Raw genomic sequence first — 19,379 nt, 5'->3', positions numbered from 1 at the left:
GAGATTCCGGGTTCGATGCTGACGCATCGCCCCGGAATGACGAAAATAAAAATGGACTGACGACATGAGCCGAGCCGCCACCAACCTGCAGATCGATTCCGCCCGCCTCTGGGGCACCATCCACGAAACCGCGCAGTTCGGTGCAACGCCAAAGGGCGGCGTGCGGCGACTGACCCTGAGCGCCGAGGACAAGCAGGTGCGCGACTGGTTCCGCAAGGCCTGCGAGAGCGCCGGCCTCGAAGTGCAGGTCGATGCGCTCGGCTCGATGTTCGGCCTGCGCAAGGGGCGTGACATGTCGAAGCCGCCGATCGGCGTCGGCTCGCATCTCGACACCCAGCCGACCGGCGGGAAATATGACGGCATCCTCGGCACGCTCGCCGCGCTCGAAATGGTGCGGACGCTGAACGATGCCGGGATCGAGACCGAGCTGCCGATCTGCATCTGCAACTGGACCAATGAGGAAGGCTCGCGCTTTGCGCCGGCGATGATGGCCTCGGCCGCCTATGTCGGCGATTTCACCACCGACGACATTTTGTCGCGCAAGGACGCCGAAGGCGTCACGGTGGCGCAGGCGCTGGACTCGATTGGCTATCGCGGCGATGCCCCGGTCGGCCGCCAGAAGTTCACCAGCTTCGTCGAGCTGCATATCGAGCAGGGCCCGATCCTGGAGGCCGAGAACAAGACCATCGGCGTGGTCGATTCCGGCCAGGGCGTATTGTGGTACGACGGCAAGATCATCGGCTTCGAGAGCCATGCGGGCTCGACCCCGATGCCGCTGCGCCGCGATGCGCTGGCGACGCTGTCGGAGATCGTGCTGGCGATGGAAAGCATCGCGAAGAAGCACGGCCCGAAGGCGGTCGGCACCATCGGCGAAGCCGTGATCGCAAGTCCCTCGCGCAACGTCATCCCCGGCGAGATCGCCTTCACGGTGGATTGCCGCAGCGCCGATGCCGCGATCATGGATGCACTCGATCGCGACCTGCGTGCCGCGGTTACCGAGATCGCAGCAAAACGCAAGGTCGAGGTGCAGCTCGATCTCGTCTGGCGCAAGGCGCCGACGCATTTCGATCCCAAGCTGGTCGATGCCGTCGAGAACGCCGCCAAGCAGCTCGGCTATTCGCATCGCCGCATCACCTCCGGCGCCGGCCACGACGCCTGCAACCTCAACACGGTGATGCCGGCCGCGATGGTGTTCGTGCCCTGCAAGGATGGCATCAGCCACAACGAGCTGGAAGACGCCACGCAGACCGATTGCGCCGCCGGCGCCAACGTCCTGCTGCACACGGTGCTGGCGCTCGCCGGCGTCGCGTCCTGATCAACCCTTCTCCCCTTCGATGGAGGCTTTTGTGCGCGCAGTGTTCGTCGACGCCAATGAATCGCTCGCTGTCATCACCGAGCGCCTCGGAAAACCCGGCGATCCCGCGATGCGGATCAACCGCAACCCGGACATCAAGTCCGAGGACTATCCGGCGGTGCTCGACGGCGCCGAGATCGCGGTGGTCGATCACACCGCGCTGCCGACCGATGTTGCGAAGAGGTGCGCCGGCCTGAAGCACGTCGTGTTCCTCGGCACCGGCGCACGCAGCTACATGAACCCGGAGGAGCTCGCCGAGCTCGGCATCTCCGTGCACCTGATCAAGGGCTATGGCGACACTGCGGTTGCGGAGTCCGCGATCGCGCTGATGTGGTCGTCGGCGCGGGTGATCGCGCAGATGGACCGCGAGATGCGAGCCGGCAACTGGCTGCGCGAGGACGGCATGCAGCTCACCGGCAAGACGCTCGGCCTGGTCGGCTTCGGCGGCATCGCCGCCGAGGTCGCCCGCATTGCGCTCGGCAGCGGCATGAAGGTGATCGCCTGGAACCGGTCGCCCAAGAGCCATCCTGGCGTCGAATTCGTCGACCTCGACACCGTGCTGGCAAACAGCGACGTGGTCTCGATCCATCTGCTGCTGAACGACGAGACCCGCGGCCTGATCACACGCGAGAAGATCGCGAAGATGAAGAAGGGCGTGGTCTTGATCAACACCGCGCGCGGCGCCATCGTGGACGAGCACGCGATGATCGATGCGCTCAATTCGGGCCAGATCCGCCACGCCGGCCTCGATGTCTACAACATCGAGCCGCTGCCGAAGGATCATCCGCTGACCAGGATCCCGAACGTGACGCTGTCGGCGCACTCCGCATTCCGCACGCCCGAGGCGAGCGAGAATTTGATCCATGCGGCATGGGAGCATTGCCGAAGGATCGTGAAGCAATAATTTTCGACGTCGTCCTGGACAAGCGAGCGTGGCGAGCGCGATCCAGGACCCATAACCGCCGGCCTGTGCCATCGCGCAGGGCGGTGGCCAGACCTATCAAACCATCAAGCATTCGGGGTAATGGGTCCTGGCTTTCGCCAGGACGACCCCGTGATTGACAGCGCAACTTAATCCACCATCTCCGCCACGGCCTTGCCGCACGCGGTGGTGTCGGCATTGCCGCCGAGGTCGCGGGTGCGCAGGGTGCGTTCGCCGAGCGTGCGCTCGATCGCGCCGACGATCGCGTCAGCGGCCTGCTTCTCGCCGAGATGCTCCAGCATCATCGCGCCCGACCAGATCATGCCGATCGGGTTGGCAATGCCTTGGCCGGCAATATCAGGCGCCGAGCCGTGCACTGGCTCGAACACCGAGGGGAAATCGCCTTCCGGATTGATGTTGCCCGACGGCGCGATGCCAATCGTGCCGGTGCAGGCCGGGCCGAGGTCGGAGAGGATGTCCCCGAACAGATTCGAGCCGACCACGACGTCGAACCAGTCCGGATGCAGCACGAAATTCGCGGTCAGGATGTCGATGTGGTACTTGTCCCACTTCACGCCGGGATACTTCTTGGCCATCGCCTCCACGCGCTCGTCCCAATAAGGCATGGTGATGGAGATGCCGTTCGACTTGGTCGCCGAGGTCAGATGCTTCTTCGGCCGCGACTGCGCCAGGTCAAACGCGAATTTCAGGATGCGGTCGACGCCGGTGCGGGTCATCACGGTCTGCTGGGTGACGAATTCGCGGTCGGTGTCCGGGAACATGCGGCCGCCGACCGAGGAGTATTCACCCTCGGTATTCTCGCGCACCACCCAGAAATCGATGTCGCCGGGTTTGCGGTTCGCCAGCGGCGACGGCACGCCGGGCATCAGCCGCACCGGGCGCAAATTGACGTACTGGTCGAACTCGCGGCGGAACTTGATCAGCGAGCCCCACAGCGAGACGTGATCCGGGATCTTGGCCGGCCAGCCGACCGCGCCGAAATAGATCGCATCATGCTTGCCGATCTTGTCCTTCCAGTCGGCCGGCATCATCTCGCCGTGCTTCTCGTAATAGTCGTATGAGGCGAAGTCGAAATGGTCGAACTTCACGTCGACGCCGTGCTTCTTCGCCGCCGCCTCGATGACGCGCAGGCCCTCCGGCATCACTTCCTTGCCGATGCCGTCGCCGGGAATGACCGCAATCCGATACTGCTTTTTGCTGCTCATCGAGAACACCCTTGTGATTTGCCCGGCCGGCAATGCCGCCTATCCTGATCGCCCTGCAATGGACCAAACTTCGCGCCAGCGCAACGCTGCAGTGCAGTGTTGACCGCGACGCGACCCTGCCCCACCAAATTCGCCGACACCCTACTCCTCATAACCAGCGAGACATTCCATGGATCTGCATCTGCGCGGCAAACGTGTCCTGATCACCGGCGCCTCCAAGGGCATTGGCGCGGCCGCCGCCGAAGCCTTTGCCGAGGAAGGCGCCAATCTGCTGCTCGCCGCCCGTAGCGGCGATCAGCTCAAGGCGCTCGCCGAGCGGCTGCGCTCCGCGCACCAGATCGATGCCGCGATCAGCGTGGTCGACCTGCGCAAGTCCGAGGACCTCGCGCGGCTGGCCAAGGAGGCGGCCGACATCGACATCCTGGTCAACAATGCGGGCGACATCCCGGGCGGCTCGATCGACAAGATCGACGAGGCGACCTGGCGGCACGCCTGGGAGCTCAAAGTGTTCGGCTACGTTAATCTGACGCGCGCGATCTATGCCCAGATGAAGGCGCGCGGCGGCGGCGTGATCGTCAACGATATCGGCGCGGCCGGCGAGAAGTTCGACGCCAATTATATCTGCGGCAGCGCCGGCAATGCGGCACTGATGTCGTTCACCCGCGCGCTCGGCGGCAAGAGCCTCGCCGACAACATCCGCGTCGTCGGCATCAATCCCGGCCCGGTCGGCACCGACCGCCACGTCACGCTGCTCAAGACCCGCGCCAGGAACCAGTTCGGCGACGAGAACCGCTACAAGGAATTCCAGAAGGGCCTGCCGCTCGGCCGCCCCGCGCATGCGCGCGAGATCGGCGACCTGATGGCGTTTTTGGCATCCGACCGTGCGGGCTACACGTCGGGCGTGATCTACACGGTGGACGGCGGGCTGACGTCCGGGTGGGGTTAGGGCCTCTCCGCGTCATTGCGAGCGAAGCAATCCATCTGGCCGCTTGTGGGGAGATGGATTGCTTCGTCGCTTCGCTCCTCGCAATGACGGCTTAGTCGGCCGTTCGTTCAAACAACTGCCGTACCAGCGTCGTGATGCGGCCGTGCGGCGCCAGCATCTGGTTCATGATCGAGAAATGATCAGCGCCTGCGATCTCCTCATAGGTCACCGGCAAGCCGTAGCGGGCGCGGTGGCCGGCGAAATCGGCGGTCTGCTTGCGCAGCAGCGGCAGCTCGGCGCTGCCGACCACCAGCGACAGCGGCTTTGCCGTGCCACCCTCCTGCATCATCGGCGAGTTGCGCCGCGAGGCGGCTTCGTCGAGCCTGAGTTTCTCGTTGAGGTAGGAGTGCCTGATCGGCTCGAGGTCATAGATGCCCGAGATCGCCATGCCGGCCCGGACATGGGCATTCGACAGTGCCATCGATGTCAGGTGGCTGCCCGCCGACCAACCCGACACGACGATGCCATCGGCAGCGGCGCCGAGCGCGGGCAGCCGCTGGGCCAGATAATCGATGCCTGTGTGGATCTCGGCGACGATGTCATCGAGCGTCGCATCGGGCGTCAGCGTGTAGCCGATCAGTGCCACATTGATGCCGTGCGCCATCGGCCCTTCGGCGAAGATCGTGAACACCTCCTTGGCGCGGGTCTGCCAATAGCCGCCGTGGATGAACAACAGCGTCGGCGCGCCGTCGCGGGCTTTCAGGAAATCGATCCGGTTGCGCTCACGCGGGCCGTATCTGAGGTCGAGATGATCAGAGTGCTTCTGCCGCAATGCCGCGGAGCGCTGCTCCCAGCCGGCGGCGATCTCGGCGCTGCCCTTGACGGCAACGCCGTTGTTCAAGCCGAGGTCACGCTCCTGCTGGCTCATCGCGCGCCAGTCCAGCGCGGAAAACAACGCTGCCATCCCTGCCCCTTCCGTTCTCGTCGCATTGCCACGACCGCAGGAAATGTTCTACAGCACAAGCAAACAGAACATATAGGAGCAACGGTGCATGGCTGATCAGGGCTTGGTGAAGGAAACGGCATGCGCCGTCGTCGAGAAACTGAAAGCCGGTGACGTCACGCCGCTCGACCTGCTCGACGTGCTGGAACAGCGCATCGCCGAGGTGGACGGCAAGGTCAACGCGCTGCCGACGCTCTGCTTCGATCGCGCCCGCACCCACGCCAGGGCCCTGATGCAGAAGCCGGTCGGCGAGCGCGGCCTGCTTGCGGGCCTTCCCGTTCCGATCAAGGACCTCACGGCGGTTTCCGGCGTGCTGACCACGCTGGGCTCGCCGATCTTCAAGGACAACGTCCCGGCGAAGTCGGACATCCTGGTCGAGCGTCTCGAACAGAATGGCGGCGTGATCTACGCCAAGTCGAACACGCCGGAATTCGGCGCCGGCGCCAACACCTTCAACGAGGTTTTCGGCCCGACCCGCAATCCCTGGGACACATCGCGCTCGGCGGCCGGCTCCTCCGGTGGCGCCGCGGCGGCGCTGGCCAGCGGCACCGCGTGGCTCGCGCACGGCTCCGACATGGGCGGCAGCCTGCGCAACCCGGCGAGCTTCTGCGGCATCGTCGGCCTGCGGCCGTCGATCGGCCGCGTCGCGCAGACGCCGAAATTCGGCGTCGACCGCACGCTCGGCCAGCAGGGACCGATGGCGCGCAACGTCGAGGACCTCGCGCTCCTGCTCGACGCGATGAGCGGCGAGCACGCCGCCGATCCGCTGTCGCTGCCGGTGCTGCCGACGTCGTTCCTGTCCGCGGCACGCGCAGGCAACAAGCCGGAACGCATCGCCTATTCACCCGATCTCGGCATCACGGCTGTCGATCCCGAGGTCAAGGCGGTGACCCGCAAGGCGGCCGAGCGTTTCGCCGAAGCCGGTGCGATCGTCGAGGAGGCATCTCCCGATTTCAGCGAAGCCCATGAATGCTTCCACGTCCTGCGTGCGTTCGATTTCGCGATCAGCAAGGCCGAATTGCTGCGCACCAAGCGCAATCTGCTGAAGCCTGAGGTGATCTGGAACATCGAGGAAGGGCTGAAGCTCACGGTCGAGAAGCTCGAGCGCGCCGAGGCGCAGCGCGTCGCGATCACCGCGCGTGCGCTCGAATTCTTCGGCAGGTATGACCTGCTGCTGGCACCCGCGACCATCGTGGCGCCGTTCCCAGTCGAACATCGCTATGTCGCCGAATGCGACGGCAAGAAGTTCGACAATTACGTCGAATGGCTCGGCATCGTCTACGCGATCACATTGGCCTGCTGCCCGGCGCTGTCGCTGCCCTGCGGCTTCACCGCGTCGGGCCTGCCGGTCGGTTTGCAGATGATCGCAAAACCGCGTGCCGAGGCGCAGCTGCTGGCCGGTGCGAAAGTGCTGGAGGATATTCTCGGTGTGCGCGGCACCACCCCGATCGATCCGCGGCCGCCGAGATAAGGCGTTCCTCGCCCTCATGGTGAGGAGCGCGCAAGCGCGTCTCGAACCATGAGGCCGAGCCTGTGGCCTCATCCTTCGAGACGCTTGCTCCGCAAGCTCCTCAGGATGAGGGATCAGGGATATCCAACGCTGCGAGAGCCTAAGCCTTATCTTCCTTCGCCTGCAGCGCGACCGACAGGGCGAGCTTGGTCTGCTCGACGATCTCGTCCATCAGCTCCTCGCGGCTGATCTGGGCGGACTCGCCGGTGAGCAGGCCCTGCTCGGCGAGCATCACGATGCCGTGCAGCCCGGCCCAGATCTTCAGCGCCTGCCGCTCGCGCAACAGCCCGACGGCCGGCGCCTCGAACGATTCGATCAGCAGCGCCAGCGTTTCCATCGCCGCGGTGTGCAGCTCGCTGCCCTTCGGCGCGCAGGCCATGGTTCGCGACGCGAACATCAGCCGGTAGATGCCGTGGCGCTCGAGCCCGAAGGCGAGCGCGGCCTGGGCGAAGCGCGACAGCTTCGAGCCCTTGCCGGGCTGTTCGATCGCCGCGCGCATGATCACGTTGAACTGCCGGAACGCCTCCGCGGTGACCGCCTCCAGCAGCGCCTCGCGGTCGGCGAAATGGCGGTACGGCGCCGGCTGCGAGACGCCGAGCTGCTTGGCCAGCGCCTTGATGCTGATCGCCTCCGGCCCGCCAAGCTCGACCTCCTGCAGCGCGGCCTGGATCAGCGCTTCGCGGAGGTCGCCATGGTGGTAGGTTTTCAACGGCTTACGAACGATTTGTCCCATTGCGGCAATGATCGCTGAATTTTCGCTTGACCTGCAAGCCCGACGATAATGTAATATGCTATAACTTAGCGGCCCGGTTAAGAGCCGTCCGCTCAAGCAAGCTTAGAACTTGCATAAACCGGAATGAGGAACCCGGCGCAACCCGCACTGCGCCAGAGCCGAGGGAGAGCGCTTGCATGACCAAGCTCAGAATCCACGTCGACCAGGACAAATGCCAGGGTCACGCCCGCTGCAAATCACTCGCCCCCGAACTGTTCGAGCTCGACGAATACGGCAACGCCCACGAGGTCGGCGACGGCACGGTGCCGGCCGGGCTCGAGGACAAGGCCTGGCTCGCACAGACCAACTGCCCGGAAATCGCGATCGAAGTCACCGAGGAATAGCGCCGGCCGTTGAGCCGACCAGCGTCTGATCGAACGAGAAGGAAACGAGCTGATGTCCGATTCCCCGTCCGCAAGCTATCTGCCCGAACATCCCCCGGTCACCGACTGGGTCCATGATTTCGACCACACCGATCCGGTCTGGACCGATGACCCGTTCCCGATCTGGGAGACGTTGCGCGCGGCTTCGCCCGTCGTGCACACCGAGCGCTTCCTCGGCTGCTACATGCCGACCACCTATCAGGCGGTGAAGGAGATCGCCTACGACACCGAGCATTTCTCCTCGCGCCGCGTCATCGTGCGTGACGTCCGCCCCGAGATCACCGCCCGCGCGCCGCCGATCACCTCCGATCCGCCGGAGCACAAGCCCGCCAAGCAGGTGCTGCTGCCGCCGTTCACGCCGGATGCGATGAAGCGGCTGGAGCCGCGGGTGCGCGCGATCTGCAACGAGCTGATCGACGAATTCATCGCCGACGGCCGTTGCGACGCCGCGGCGCGCTACACCAAGCACATCCCGGTGCGCGCCATCGCGCATATGCTCGGGATCCCCGAGAAGGACGGCGACCTCTTCATCAAGTGGATCCACCAGATCCTCGAGCTCGGCATCAAGAAGGAAGAGGAGCTGATGAACGGCGTGCGCGAGATGACCGGCTACTTCATGGCCCATCTCGAGCAGCGCAAGCTTGAGCCGGGCGACGATCTGATCTCGCAGCTGCTGCGGGCCAAGGGCCCCGGCGGCCAGCAGCTCACCGACGAGCACGTGCTCGGCTCGCTGCGGCTCCTCCTGATCGCGGGCATCGACACCACCTGGAGCGCGATCGGCTCCTCGCTCTGGCACCTCGCCAGGACGCCGGCCGATCGCGAGCGCCTCGTCGCGGAGCCGGCGCTGATCCCGACCGCGATCGAGGAATTCCTGCGCGCCTATTCGCCGGTGACGATGGCGCGCGAGGTGATGAAGGAGACCACAATCTCCGGCTGCCCGGTCAAGGCAGGCAATATGGTGCTGCTGTCCTTTCCCGCGGCCAACCGCGACCCGGCCATGTTCCCCGACGCCGACAAGGTGGTGATCGACCGCAAGGAGAACCGCCATGCCGCGTTCGGCCTCGGCATCCACCGCTGCGTCGGTTCCAATTTGGCGCGGATGGAGATGCAGGTCGCGATCGAGGAATGGCTGAAGCGAATCCCGGATTTCCGCCTCGACGCGGCCGGCAAGGTCACCTGGTCCGAGGGCACGGTGCGCGGCCCACGTCAACTGCCCGTCTTGTTCGGCAAGAACGTCTGAGGAACCGGACAGCAGTTACATCGCACAACCCAATGAGGTAGCTTGCCCCGGAATCGAACCGACGAGTCCGGGAGCAAAGCTATGACCGATCAAACCGCTCAGCCCGCGAGCGATCATCTCGACATCCACGACGTCGAGCGGCGGGTGAAGGCGATCTTCATCGGCTCGGTCGGCAATCTCGTCGAGTGGTATGATTTCTATGCCTACACGGCGTTCGCGCTGTATTTCGCGCCGGCGTTCTTCCCGCACAGCGACCCGGTGGTGCAGCAGCTCAATGCCGCCGTGCTGTTCGCCGCGACCTTCCTGATGCGCCCGCTCGGCGGCTGGCTGTTCGGTTTCATCGCCGACCGCTACGGCCGGCGGCTGTCCTTGACATTGTCGGTGGTCTGCATGTGCTTCGGCTCGCTGATCATCGCGGTGACGCCGACCTATGCCACGATCGGCTTTGCGGCGCCGGCGATCCTGGCGGTGGCGCGGGTCATCGAGGGCCTTAGCCTCGGCGGCGAATACGGCGCAAGCGCCACCTATCTCAGCGAGGTCGCCGATCCCAAGCATCGCGGCTTCTATTCGAGCTTCCAGTATGTCACCTTGATCGGCGGCCAACTCACCGCGATCATCGTGCTGTTGCTGCTGCAGAAGGTGTTCCTGACGCCGGACGAGCTGAAGGCCTGGGGCTGGCGGATTCCGTTCGTGATCGGCGCCATGCTCGCGATCTTCGCGGCGGTGATGCGGCGCGGCCTGCACGAGACCGAGGCGTTCGAGGAGGCCAAGAAGGTCTCGAAGCCCACCGGCTCGATCGTCGGCCTCCTGAATTATCCCCGCGAACTGCTGCTGGTGGTCGGTCTCACCGCCGGCGGCACCGCGGCGTTCTACACCTTCACCACCTACATGCAGACCTTCGTGAAACTGTCGGTCGGCCTCACCGAGGACCAGACCACCTTCGTGATCTTCGGCTCGCTGATCTTCGCGACCTTCCTGCAGCCGATCTATGGCGGCCTCTCCGATAAAATCGGCCGCAAGCCGCTCCTGATCTTCTTCGGCATCGCCGGCACGCTGGCGACGGTCCCGATCCTGACCACGCTGAAGGAGACCAAGTCGCCGTTCACCGCCTTCCTGCTGATCTGCGGCGCCTGGATCTTCGTCGCCGGCTACACCTCGATCAACGCGATCGTGAAGGCCGAGCTGTTCCCGACCAATGTCCGCGCACTCGGCGTCGGCCTGCCCTACGCCATCACGGTGTCGATCTTCGGCGGCACCGCGCCCGCGGTCGCGCTCTATTTCAAGAGCATCGGGCACGAGGACTGGTTCTACTATTATCTCAGCGGCATGATCTTCCTGTCGCTCTTGATCTACTCGACCATGCGCGACACCAAGCACGACTCTGCGATGCATCGTCACGAATGATGGCCTGACGCGATGGCTGACGATCAGGAACCGCCCGAGAGCAAGCTGACGCGCAGCAAGCAGCGCTGGGCGCGTGAGGGCAAATTCCTCACCGGCAAGATCACCCGGCCGGAGGAGCAGCGCCTGCCGCCGGGCCAGCATCTGACGGCGGATTGGCCGGTGCTCGATCTCGGGCTGCTGCCGAACGTGACACAGCAGCGCTGGCGGCTCGACGTCCATGGTGCGGTCGAGCAGACGATCTACTGGGACTGGCCGCAATTCATGGCGCAACCGCAGACCAAGTTCGTCTCCGACATCCACTGCGTCACCACCTGGTCGCGCTACGACAATCAGTGGGAAGGACTTGCGACGCGCGACCTGCTCGCGGCCTGCCAGCCGCGCGAGGAGGCGCGCTTCGTCGCGCTGCATTCGTATGACGGTTATACGACGAACCTGCCGCTCGAGGACTTTGCCGCCGAGGACGCGCTGCTCGCCCATAGCTGGTCGGGCAAGCCGCTCGAGCAGGAGCATGGCGGCCCGGTGCGGCTGGTGGTGCCGCATCTCTATTTCTGGAAGAGCGCCAAATGGCTGCAGCGCATCGAATTTTTACCTGCGGATGCGCCGGGCTTCTGGGAGGTCCGCGGCTATCACAATCGCGGTGATCCCTGGGCCGAACAGCGCTATTCTGGCGACTAGAACATCGAGTAACGAGGTCGATATGTGGCTTCATCCTTCGAGACGCGGCCGTGCGGCGGCTCCTCGGGATGAGGTCATCCACCGAGCAAGACTCCAGACCCTCATGGTGCGGAGCGCGGCGGCGCCGCGCGTCTCGAACCACGAGGCCACCAATGGCAGGGAGAACCGTCGTGCCGCACGAACGCTTTCAATTCACCGGTGTCGGCGGGCATCAGCTTGCCGCCGCACTTGATACGCCGGACGGGCCGATCAAGGCGTATGCGCTGTTCGCGCATTGCTTCACCTGCGGCAAGGACGTGCTGGCGGCGAAGCGCATCGCGGTCGCGCTCGCGGCCAGGGGTATCGCCACGCTGCGGTTCGATTTCACCGGCCTCGGCTCCAGCGAAGGCGATTTCGCCAATTCGACCTTCTCGTCGAACGTCGCCGATCTCGTCCGCGCCGCCGACCATCTGCGCGAGACCCGCGAGGCGCCGGCGATCCTGATCGGCCACAGCCTGGGCGGCGCCGCGATCCTCGCGGCCGCCAGCCAGATTCCCGAGGCGAAGGCGGTCGCGACCATCGCCGCGCCGTCCGATCCCGTCCATGTCACGCATTTCTTCAAGGACCGCATCGAGGACATCCGCGCGCAAGGCGAAGGCGAGGTGTCGCTCGCCGGCCGCCCGTTCCGCATCAAGCGCGAATTCCTCGACGACGTCGCCGAGCAGAATTTGATGGCGCAGGTGAAGCAGTTGCACAAGGCGCTGCTGGTGATGCACTCGCCGACCGACGACACCGTCGGCATCGACAACGCCACGAACATCTTCATCGCAGCCAGGCATCCGAAGAGCTTCGTCTCGCTTGCCGGCGCGGACCATCTTCTGAGCGGCAAGCAGGATGCCGCCTATGTCGCCGACGTGATCGGGGCCTGGGCCGAACGCTACGTCGACCTCGCTGCACAGACCACGGCGGACGCCGGCAATGCGCCGCGCAACGTCGTGGTGCAGGAGACCCGCGCCAGCAAATTCCAGCAGACCGTCACGACCGGTCCGCACCGCCTGGTGGCCGATGAGCCGGCTGCCGTCGGCGGCCAGGACTCCGGCCCCGGTCCCTACGACTTCGTGCTGGCCGGACTTGGCGCCTGCACCTCGATGACCATGCGGATGTATGCCGACCGCAAGTCGCTGCCGCTCGATCGCGTCACCGTGACGCTCACGCACAGCAAGATCTATGCGAAGGATTGCGAGGAGTGCGAGACCCGCGAGGGCATGCTCGACCAGATCGACCGCGTCATCAGGATCGAGGGCGACCTCGACGCCGACCAGCGCAAGCGGCTGATGGAGATCGCCGACAAGTGCCCGGTGCACAAGACGCTGACGTCGGAGATACGGATCGTCACCAAGGCCGCGGAGTAGCTATTGGTGTACTGGGACCAGGTCGACTCGTAACGGCATCGGAACGACGTCCCTCTCCTGCTTGCGGGGCGCCGCAGGCGGGCGCCGCCAAAATATCGAAAACAACCCCATGCAAAGGAGCCGGCGGCGGCCGGTGTTCGACCAGACGGCTTGACACGTCGGGCAACTCAGGGATACATTTCCAATATTCCGAAATGAGGCAAACGCCTCACCCTGTCCCCGTCATTGCGAGCGAAGCGAAGCAATCCATCGCGCCGCAAGCGGAAAAATGGATTGCTTCGTCGCTTCAGCGCAAAATTGCTTTGCAATTTTGTCGCGAGCTTCCTCGCAATGACGGCGATGGTCAGGCGTAGCCTGCGCGCTTGCCGGTCAGGCAGTTCGCCATGGTGCGGACCGCGGCGCCTATCTCGTTCTCGCGCCAGGCGGCGAAGCCGAGCAGAAGGCCGAAATCACGTGGTCGCCCGGCGGCAAGGGTCGAGAGCGCGCGCACCTCGACACCGGCCCCGACCAGCCGCGCCACGGCGTCCTGGTCGGAGGCGCCGCTCTGAAAGCGCGCGATCAATTGCATGCCGCCCGCCGGGACCTCGGCTGTGAGGACTCCGCCGAGCTGCCGCGCCAGCGCTGTCGCGAGATGATCGCGGCGGGCGCGGTAGATCCGCCGCATCCGCCTGACATGCGCCAGGAAATGTCCGTCGGACATGAAGCCGGCCAGCGCCTCCTGGACGTGCACGGAGGCGATCAGCCCGAGATGGCGCTGCGCGATCTCCATCGTCCGCGCCAGTTGCGGCGGCACCACCAGATAGCCGAGGCGGATATCGGCGGTCATCGCTTTTGCAAACGTGCCGAGATAGAGCACGCGGCCCTCGCGATCGAGCCCCTGCAGGGCCGGCATCGGCCGGCTGTCATAGTGAAACTCGCCGTCGTAATCGTCCTCGACGACCCAGGTCTTGCCGGGCGTGGCGGAAGCCAGCAGCTCGGTGCGGCGCGCCACCGGCATCACGCGTCCGGTCGGGTGCTGATGCGACGGCGTCGCGAAGATGAGTTTCGGCACGCGTGCGACTCGCGTGCGCATCATACCCCATTGATCCAGCCTGATGCCGACGACGTCGGCGCCGGCCGCGCGAAACGCTGCCGCAGCGCCGGGATAGCCGGGATCCTCGGTCCACACCGCATCGCCGGCGACGATCGTGGTCGCGGCGATCAGCGTCAGCGCCGCCTGCGCCGTCGGCAGGATCAGTATCTGGTCGGCCTCGGCGTGCACGCCTCTGCTGACCTCGAGGTAATCGCGCAAGGCTTCGCGCAGACTGGGCCGGTTGACCAAGGTCTGGTCGTTGAAGCGGCGGCGCAGCGCGCTGCGGCGCAGGCAGCGCGCCCAGATCTCGTGCGGAAACTCGCGCGCGTCCGCAAGCCCGGAACGGAGCGGCCGGAAGTTCGCCTGGTAGGACAGCGGCCAATCGGTGTCGGAGAGCTGCAACGCCCAGGGCGACAGCAACGGCTTGCGCGCGGCCTCGCGTTTAGGCGCAGGCGCGGGTCTGGCAAAGCGCGCTTCGATATCGTCGGTCACAACAGGACGCCGCCGCGGGGAGAGACGCAGATAGCCCTCGGCCGCCAGTTGCTCATAGGCGTGGATCACCGTGTTGCGCGCCACGTCGAGCCCGGCCGCAAGACTGCGGCTCGACGGCAGCATGGCGCCGCTCCGGATCTGACCGCCGGACATCAACGCGCGAAGCTGCTGGGTTAGCTGCGCGGCGAGCCCGGCCTCGTCGGAGCGCTTCAGGTCGAGCAATTCGGCGAGGATCAAACTGGTTCCTCTGTTCTATCCAATCTGGCCCTTTCGATAGGACCAGTGCGATCCTATTCACAGGGGGTACCGCCTGCAAGGATTCTGTCGTGAACCAATCGCTTTCTCCCGCCAGGGCCGCCGCCCTGTTCATCGTCGTGGTGCTGGCCTGGGGCATCAACTGGTCGGTCACGAAATCACTGGTCGAGACGGTGCCGCCGCTGTGGACCGCATCGATCCGCAGCTGGGTCGCCCTGATCGCGCTGCTGGTGATCCTGCGCGCCAGCGGCAACCTGATCATTCCAGGGATCGCCGACGTCCCGGTCGTGCTCAGCGTCGCGCTGCTGCACATGACGTTCTTCTCGACGCTGGTCGCGGCCGGCCTGCGTTACCTGCCCGCGAGCAAGGGCGTCGTGCTCGGCTACACCACGCCGCTCTGGGTCGCGCTGGCCGCGGGCACGGTGCGAACCGAACGGCTCGGCGCGCTCAAGCTCGTCGGCGTCGCGTCGGGGCTCGCCGGCCTCTGCGTGATCCTCAACCCGGCGTCGCTCGACTGGAGCAATCTGCATGTCATCGCGGGCGCCGGCATGATCATCATCGCCGCGATCTGCTGGGCCGCGAACATCATCTATATCCGATCGCACCGCTGGATCGCGACGCCGCTGCAATTGCTGCTGTGGCAGGTCCTGGTCGCGACGCTGGTGCTGACGACGACGGCGCTGGTCACGGAGGGCGTGCCCTCCGTGACATGGTCGCCGCACCTCGTGCTGCTGTTCCTCTATTCCGGCTTCATCGGCACGGCGCTGGCCTATTGGGCGATGTCTGTTGTCAACAAGAGCCTGCCGGCGCTGACTACCTCGCTCGGCACCACCGCAACGCCGATCGTCGGCATTGTCACCGCAGCGCTGCTGCTCGGCGAGCCGATCGATCTGTCGCTGGCGATTGCCGCAGCCCTGATCGTCGGCGGCATCGCGCTGAGCTCGCTCGCGGATGCGCCGGCGCGTGCCTGAAGCAGGATGGGAATAAGTTGAGTTGGAGCAGCGGCGGGCCAAGTTCACCTCTCCCTTGGGAGAGGTCGGCGCGTAGCGCCGGGTGAGGGTTTAAGGTCCCTCGTGAGAACTGCGGTCCCTCACCCGATTTGCTACGCAAATCGACCTCTCCCCGTCGGGGAGAGGTGCTCGACCGAGTTCCGGGCGAAGCGCCTCGATCTAAACCCATCACGCTTTAGAGCATGATCCGCTTCAGGCCGTTGCGAGCGGCCTGACCCGCAGCGCGCCGCGCAGCCCGGCGCCGGTGCCGAGCATGATGCCGGCGATCGCGATGAACGACGACAGCGACAGCGTCGACAGACCGGTCAGCCCCTGCCCGACCGAGCAGCCGAACGCCATCACGCCGCCCGCGCCCATCAGCGCAGCGCCGCCGGCCGAGCGCAGCATGTGCTGCGGCGAGCGGTAGCCTTCGAGCTGGAAGCGCCCGGTGGCGAGCGCGGTGACCAGGCTGCCGGCGAACACGCCGAACACGGTGACGATGCCGAAATTGAGCGTCGAGCCGGTCGACAGCATGACATATTGCAGGGCATCGGCGATCGGCGCGATGAAGGTCAGCGACGTCACCGGCACCGGATTGAAATCGTCGGCGCCGAGGTAGCCGGTCGCGTACCAGCCGCCCGCCACCAGCAGGCCGACGATCAGCCCGGCGGCGATCTGGCCGGGCGATTTTCGGAACGGCGCATGGGCAAAGGCAAAGATGATCAGGACAGCCGCGAGCACCGAGGCTGCAACCATCCGCGCCGGCACGGCGGCGAGGCCGCCGCTTGCCAGCAGCGCCGGCACCGAATTGGCCGCGACCGTGGCCTGCGAAGCCTGCACCATCGCGATCCGCGCCGGCGCGATCAGGCCCTTCAGCGTCATCTCGGCGAAAATGCCGAGCACGATCACGACAACGAAGGAGCGCAGATTGCCGCGTCCGAGCAGCACCAGCGCGCGCGAGCCGCAGCCGTTCGACAGCACCATGCCGTAACCAAACAACAGCCCGCCGAGGAACATCACCGGCGCCGAGAACGACGGTTGCAGGTAGATCGACTTGCCGAGATCGACGAGACCCGCCGCCGCCAGCAATTGCGAGGCCGCGATCGCAACCCCCATCGCCAGCGCGTAGGTGCGCGCCAGCCGGCCGTCGCCCTCCGCCCACCAGCCACGCAGGCCGCTCATCATGCAGAAGCCGCTGACGAGCCCGACCGAGCCGTAGATCAGCCCGATGATGAAGGCGGCTAGGATGACGATCGTGGCCGGGTCCATGTGAGTCCCTCAGGGTTCGTCATTGCGAGCGAAGCGAAGCAATCCATATCACCGCAACAGGAAAGATTGGATTGCTTCGTCGCTTCGCTCCTCGCAATGACGGTGAATTAGGGCCGCAGGATCACGCGATCGCGCGACGAGCCTGCCACGGCAACAAACGCCGCCCTGGCCTGTTCCAGCGGATAGATCGCACTCGGCTTGATCGGGAACGGCTTCAGATGTCCGCTGGCAAAACCCGGCGCGAGCTCGCGCAACACCTCGCCGGTCGCAACCGACGAGAACGCGAGCGTGTCGATGCCGACATAGGTGTGCTGACCGCGGTAGAATTCGAGGATGTTGAACTGGACGATGCGGTCCACCGCCGCGATCAGGATCTGGCGGCCGCGCAGCGCCAGCGACTTGTGCGCAGCCTGGAAATAGGGATCGCCGACCGTGTTGTAGACGATGTCGGCGCCCTTGCCGCCGGTCAGCTCGCGCACGCGGGCCGCGACATCGGTGGCGGAGGCATCGATCACCTCGACCGGCGAATTGCTGTGGCCCTCATAGGGCTCGCGCTTGCGCACCACGCCGATCACGCGCGCGCCATGCCAGCTCGCGATCTGCACCGCGGCCTGACCGACCTTGCCGTTGACGCCCATGACGAGCACAGTCTCGCCTGCCTTCGGCAGGCCGGCGCGGCGCAGGCCTTCCATCGCGGTGACGAAGGGCACGCCGATTCCGGCAGCTTCGTCCCAGGAGACGGAGGCAGGCTTCTCCACCACGGAATCGGTCTCGACCACCAGATGCGTGGCGTGGGTGCCGTCGCGGCGGATGCCGAGGTCGCCGGACGAGCCGAACACCTCGCGCCCGATCATGTCCGACGGCCCGTCGATCACGACGCCGGCATAGTCGCGGCCGGAGGTGCGCGGGAACACGGCATAGGGCATCAGCCCGGTCGCGGCCTTGACGTCGGACGGATTGACCGCGGCCGCCTTCACCTCGATGAGCAGATCGTCGGCCCCACGCGACAGCGCATGGTTCTCGATCACCGGCGCCACCGCCGCTAAATTCTCGGCCTTTGCCAGAAGGCGGACGCAGCGCGCGTCGACGGAGGTTCGCGCAGCGGATTGAGACGAAACCGGCATCAAGGGGCACCCTGCTCTGCTGATGAGCAGGAGTTACCCTTTCGGCCGCTTGTCGTAAACACGCTTCGCCTTGCCGAGCGAACGTTCCAGCGTTTCGGGCGCGACGACGCGGACGCGGGTGGAGATGCCGATCGTGTTCTTGATGAAGGCTGCGACCTTCTCGGCATGCGCGGTCAGTCCCTCGCCGTCCCAGCTCTCGGGCCGGGCCTCGGCGAGCACCGTCATCTCGTCCATGCGGCCCTCGCGCGTGAGCTCGATGACGAAGTGGCCGCCGCACCAGTCGGTCGCCAGCAGCGCTTCCTCGATCTGGGTCGGGAACACGTTGACGCCGCGCAGGATGATCATGTCGTCGGAGCGGCCGGTCACCTTCTCCATCCGCCGCATGCCGGGCCGCGCCGTGCCGGGCAAGAGCCGCGTCAGGTCACGGGTGCGGTAGCGGATGATCGGGAAGGCTTCCTTGGTCAGCGAGGTGAATACCAGCTCGCCCTTCTCGCCGTCCGGCAGCACCTTGCCGGTCAGGGGATCGATCACCTCCGGGTAAAAATGATCCTCCCAGATGTGCAGCCCGTCCTTGGTCTCCACGCATTCCTGTGCGACGCCGGGGCCGATCACCTCGGACAGGCCATAGATGTCGGTGGCGTCCATGTCGAAGGCCTGCTCGATCTCCACGCGCATTGCGTTGGTCCAGGGCTCGGCGCCGAAGATGCCGAACTTCAGCGAGGATTTGCGCGGGTCGAGGCCCTGCCGCTTGAACTCGTCGAGGATCGCCAGCATATAGCTCGGCGTCACCGTGATGATGTCGGGCCGGAAATCGTTGATGATCTGCACCTGCCGCTCGGTCATGCCGCCCGAGATCGGGACCACCGTGCAGCCGAGCCGCTCGGCGCCGTAATGCGCACCGAGGCCGCCGGTGAACAGGCCATAGCCGTAGGCATTATGCATCAGCATGCCGCTGCGGCCGCCGGCGGCGCGGATCGAGCGCGCCATCACATCCGCCCAGATATCGATGTCTCCCTTGGTGTAGCCGACCACGATCGGCTTGCCGGTCGTGCCCGAGGAGGCATGGACCCGCACCAGCTGCTCGCGCGGCACCGCGAACATGTTGAAGGGGTAATTGTCGCGCAGGTCCGTCTTCACCGTGAAGGGAAACCTGGCGAGATCGGAAAGCTGCTTGAAGTCTGTGGGGTGCACGCCCGCGGCGTCGAAGCTTTTCTTGTAGTGCGCGACATTGTCATAGGCATGCTTGAGCGACCAGGCCAGCCGCTTGGTCTGCAACGCCATCATCTCGTCGCGTGAGGCGCGTTCAGTCGCATCGAGCTCGGCGTAATAGCCGCTATCCCTAACCCTGAGCTTTGCCGTTGCCATCGACGTTT

Annotated in this window: 17 protein-coding genes; 10 read left to right on the top strand and 7 right to left on the bottom strand. The window is 65.6% G+C overall.

Annotated elements, in window-relative coordinates:
* The first annotated feature begins 64 nt into the window (after nt 1-64).
* Nucleotides 65-1,315: an allantoate amidohydrolase gene (locus tag ACVILL_RS26000; RefSeq protein WP_456731639.1), complete on the top strand. Its 1,251-nt coding sequence runs from the start codon at nt 65-67 to the stop codon at nt 1,313-1,315.
* Nucleotides 1,316-1,346: 31 nt separating this feature from the next.
* Nucleotides 1,347-2,258 (top strand): NAD(P)-dependent oxidoreductase, encoded by a 912-nt coding sequence (locus ACVILL_RS25995; RefSeq protein WP_456731638.1) that lies wholly within the window; start codon nt 1,347-1,349, stop codon nt 2,256-2,258.
* A 167-nt stretch (nt 2,259-2,425) separates the two neighbouring features.
* Here ACVILL_RS25995 and ACVILL_RS25990 read toward each other — a convergent pair whose 3' ends face one another.
* Nucleotides 2,426-3,502 (bottom strand): tartrate dehydrogenase, encoded by a 1,077-nt coding sequence (locus ACVILL_RS25990; RefSeq protein ID WP_076862482.1) that lies wholly within the window; start codon nt 3,500-3,502, stop codon nt 2,426-2,428.
* Nucleotides 3,503-3,671: 169 nt separating this feature from the next.
* Between ACVILL_RS25990 and ACVILL_RS25985 the strand changes: the two genes are divergently transcribed.
* On the top strand, nt 3,672-4,448 hold the full coding sequence (locus ACVILL_RS25985) for an SDR family oxidoreductase (RefSeq protein WP_456731637.1): 777 nt from the start codon (nt 3,672-3,674) through the stop codon (nt 4,446-4,448).
* Nucleotides 4,449-4,539: 91 nt separating this feature from the next.
* On the opposite strand, the gene ACVILL_RS25980 is transcribed toward ACVILL_RS25985, so the two are convergent.
* Nucleotides 4,540-5,391 (bottom strand): alpha/beta hydrolase, encoded by an 852-nt coding sequence (locus ACVILL_RS25980; RefSeq protein ID WP_456731636.1) that lies wholly within the window; start codon nt 5,389-5,391, stop codon nt 4,540-4,542.
* A gap of 88 nt (nt 5,392-5,479) precedes the next feature.
* On the opposite strand from ACVILL_RS25980, the gene ACVILL_RS25975 reads away from it, so the two are divergent.
* Nucleotides 5,480-6,901, top strand: a complete 1,422-nt coding sequence (locus ACVILL_RS25975; RefSeq protein WP_456731635.1) for an amidase — start codon at nt 5,480-5,482, stop codon at nt 6,899-6,901.
* A gap of 139 nt (nt 6,902-7,040) precedes the next feature.
* On the opposite strand, the gene ACVILL_RS25970 is transcribed toward ACVILL_RS25975, so the two are convergent.
* Nucleotides 7,041-7,673: a TetR/AcrR family transcriptional regulator gene (locus ACVILL_RS25970; RefSeq protein ID WP_456731634.1), complete on the bottom strand. Its 633-nt coding sequence runs from the start codon at nt 7,671-7,673 to the stop codon at nt 7,041-7,043.
* Between the two features lie 176 nt (nt 7,674-7,849).
* Between ACVILL_RS25970 and ACVILL_RS25965 the strand changes: the two genes are divergently transcribed.
* From ACVILL_RS25965 to ACVILL_RS25945, 5 genes are all read left to right on the top strand, one after another.
* Nucleotides 7,850-8,056: a ferredoxin gene (locus ACVILL_RS25965; protein ID WP_456731633.1), complete on the top strand. Its 207-nt coding sequence runs from the start codon at nt 7,850-7,852 to the stop codon at nt 8,054-8,056.
* 52 nt (nt 8,057-8,108) lie between these two features.
* Nucleotides 8,109-9,335, top strand: coding sequence for a cytochrome P450 (locus tag ACVILL_RS25960; RefSeq protein WP_456731632.1), 1,227 nt, complete (start codon nt 8,109-8,111; stop codon nt 9,333-9,335).
* A gap of 81 nt (nt 9,336-9,416) precedes the next feature.
* Nucleotides 9,417-10,739 carry an MFS transporter gene (locus tag ACVILL_RS25955; protein ID WP_456731631.1) on the top strand — a complete coding sequence of 441 codons (1,323 nt, stop codon included), beginning with the start codon at nt 9,417-9,419 and terminating at the stop codon, nt 10,737-10,739.
* Between the two features lie 12 nt (nt 10,740-10,751).
* Entirely contained in the window at nt 10,752-11,414 is a 663-nt protein-coding gene (locus ACVILL_RS25950) for a sulfite oxidase-like oxidoreductase (RefSeq protein WP_456731630.1), read from the top strand.
* Nucleotides 11,415-11,584: 170 nt separating this feature from the next.
* Nucleotides 11,585-12,805 (top strand): bifunctional alpha/beta hydrolase/OsmC family protein, encoded by a 1,221-nt coding sequence (locus ACVILL_RS25945; RefSeq protein WP_456734366.1) that lies wholly within the window; start codon nt 11,585-11,587, stop codon nt 12,803-12,805.
* Nucleotides 12,806-13,148: 343 nt separating this feature from the next.
* On the opposite strand, the gene pdxR is transcribed toward ACVILL_RS25945, so the two are convergent.
* Nucleotides 13,149-14,606 carry a MocR-like pyridoxine biosynthesis transcription factor PdxR gene (gene pdxR, locus ACVILL_RS25940; protein ID WP_456731629.1) on the bottom strand — a complete coding sequence of 486 codons (1,458 nt, stop codon included), beginning with the start codon at nt 14,604-14,606 and terminating at the stop codon, nt 13,149-13,151.
* A gap of 89 nt (nt 14,607-14,695) precedes the next feature.
* On the opposite strand from pdxR, the gene ACVILL_RS25935 reads away from it, so the two are divergent.
* Complete coding sequence (locus ACVILL_RS25935; protein WP_456731628.1) at nt 14,696-15,595, top strand: DMT family transporter; 900 nt, start codon at nt 14,696-14,698, stop codon at nt 15,593-15,595.
* Nucleotides 15,596-15,826: 231 nt separating this feature from the next.
* Here the strand turns inward: ACVILL_RS25935 and ACVILL_RS25930 are convergent, their stop codons facing one another.
* From ACVILL_RS25930 to paaK, 3 genes are all read right to left on the bottom strand, one after another.
* Complete coding sequence (locus tag ACVILL_RS25930) at nt 15,827-16,882, bottom strand: YeeE/YedE family protein (RefSeq protein ID WP_456731627.1); 1,056 nt, start codon at nt 16,880-16,882, stop codon at nt 15,827-15,829.
* Between the two features lie 107 nt (nt 16,883-16,989).
* A complete protein-coding gene (locus ACVILL_RS25925) occupies nt 16,990-18,006 on the bottom strand; it encodes a quinone oxidoreductase family protein (protein WP_456731626.1) in 1,017 nt (338 codons plus the stop codon).
* A gap of 33 nt (nt 18,007-18,039) precedes the next feature.
* Nucleotides 18,040-19,371 carry a phenylacetate--CoA ligase PaaK gene (gene paaK / locus ACVILL_RS25920; protein WP_456731625.1) on the bottom strand — a complete coding sequence of 444 codons (1,332 nt, stop codon included), beginning with the start codon at nt 19,369-19,371 and terminating at the stop codon, nt 18,040-18,042.
* Between the last annotated feature and the right edge of the window lie 8 nt (nt 19,372-19,379).

This window comes from Bradyrhizobium sp. USDA 3364 (assembly GCF_054056355.1).
Note: the sequence above shows the minus strand (reverse complement) of the source record. Positions and strands in the feature narration are given on the sequence as shown.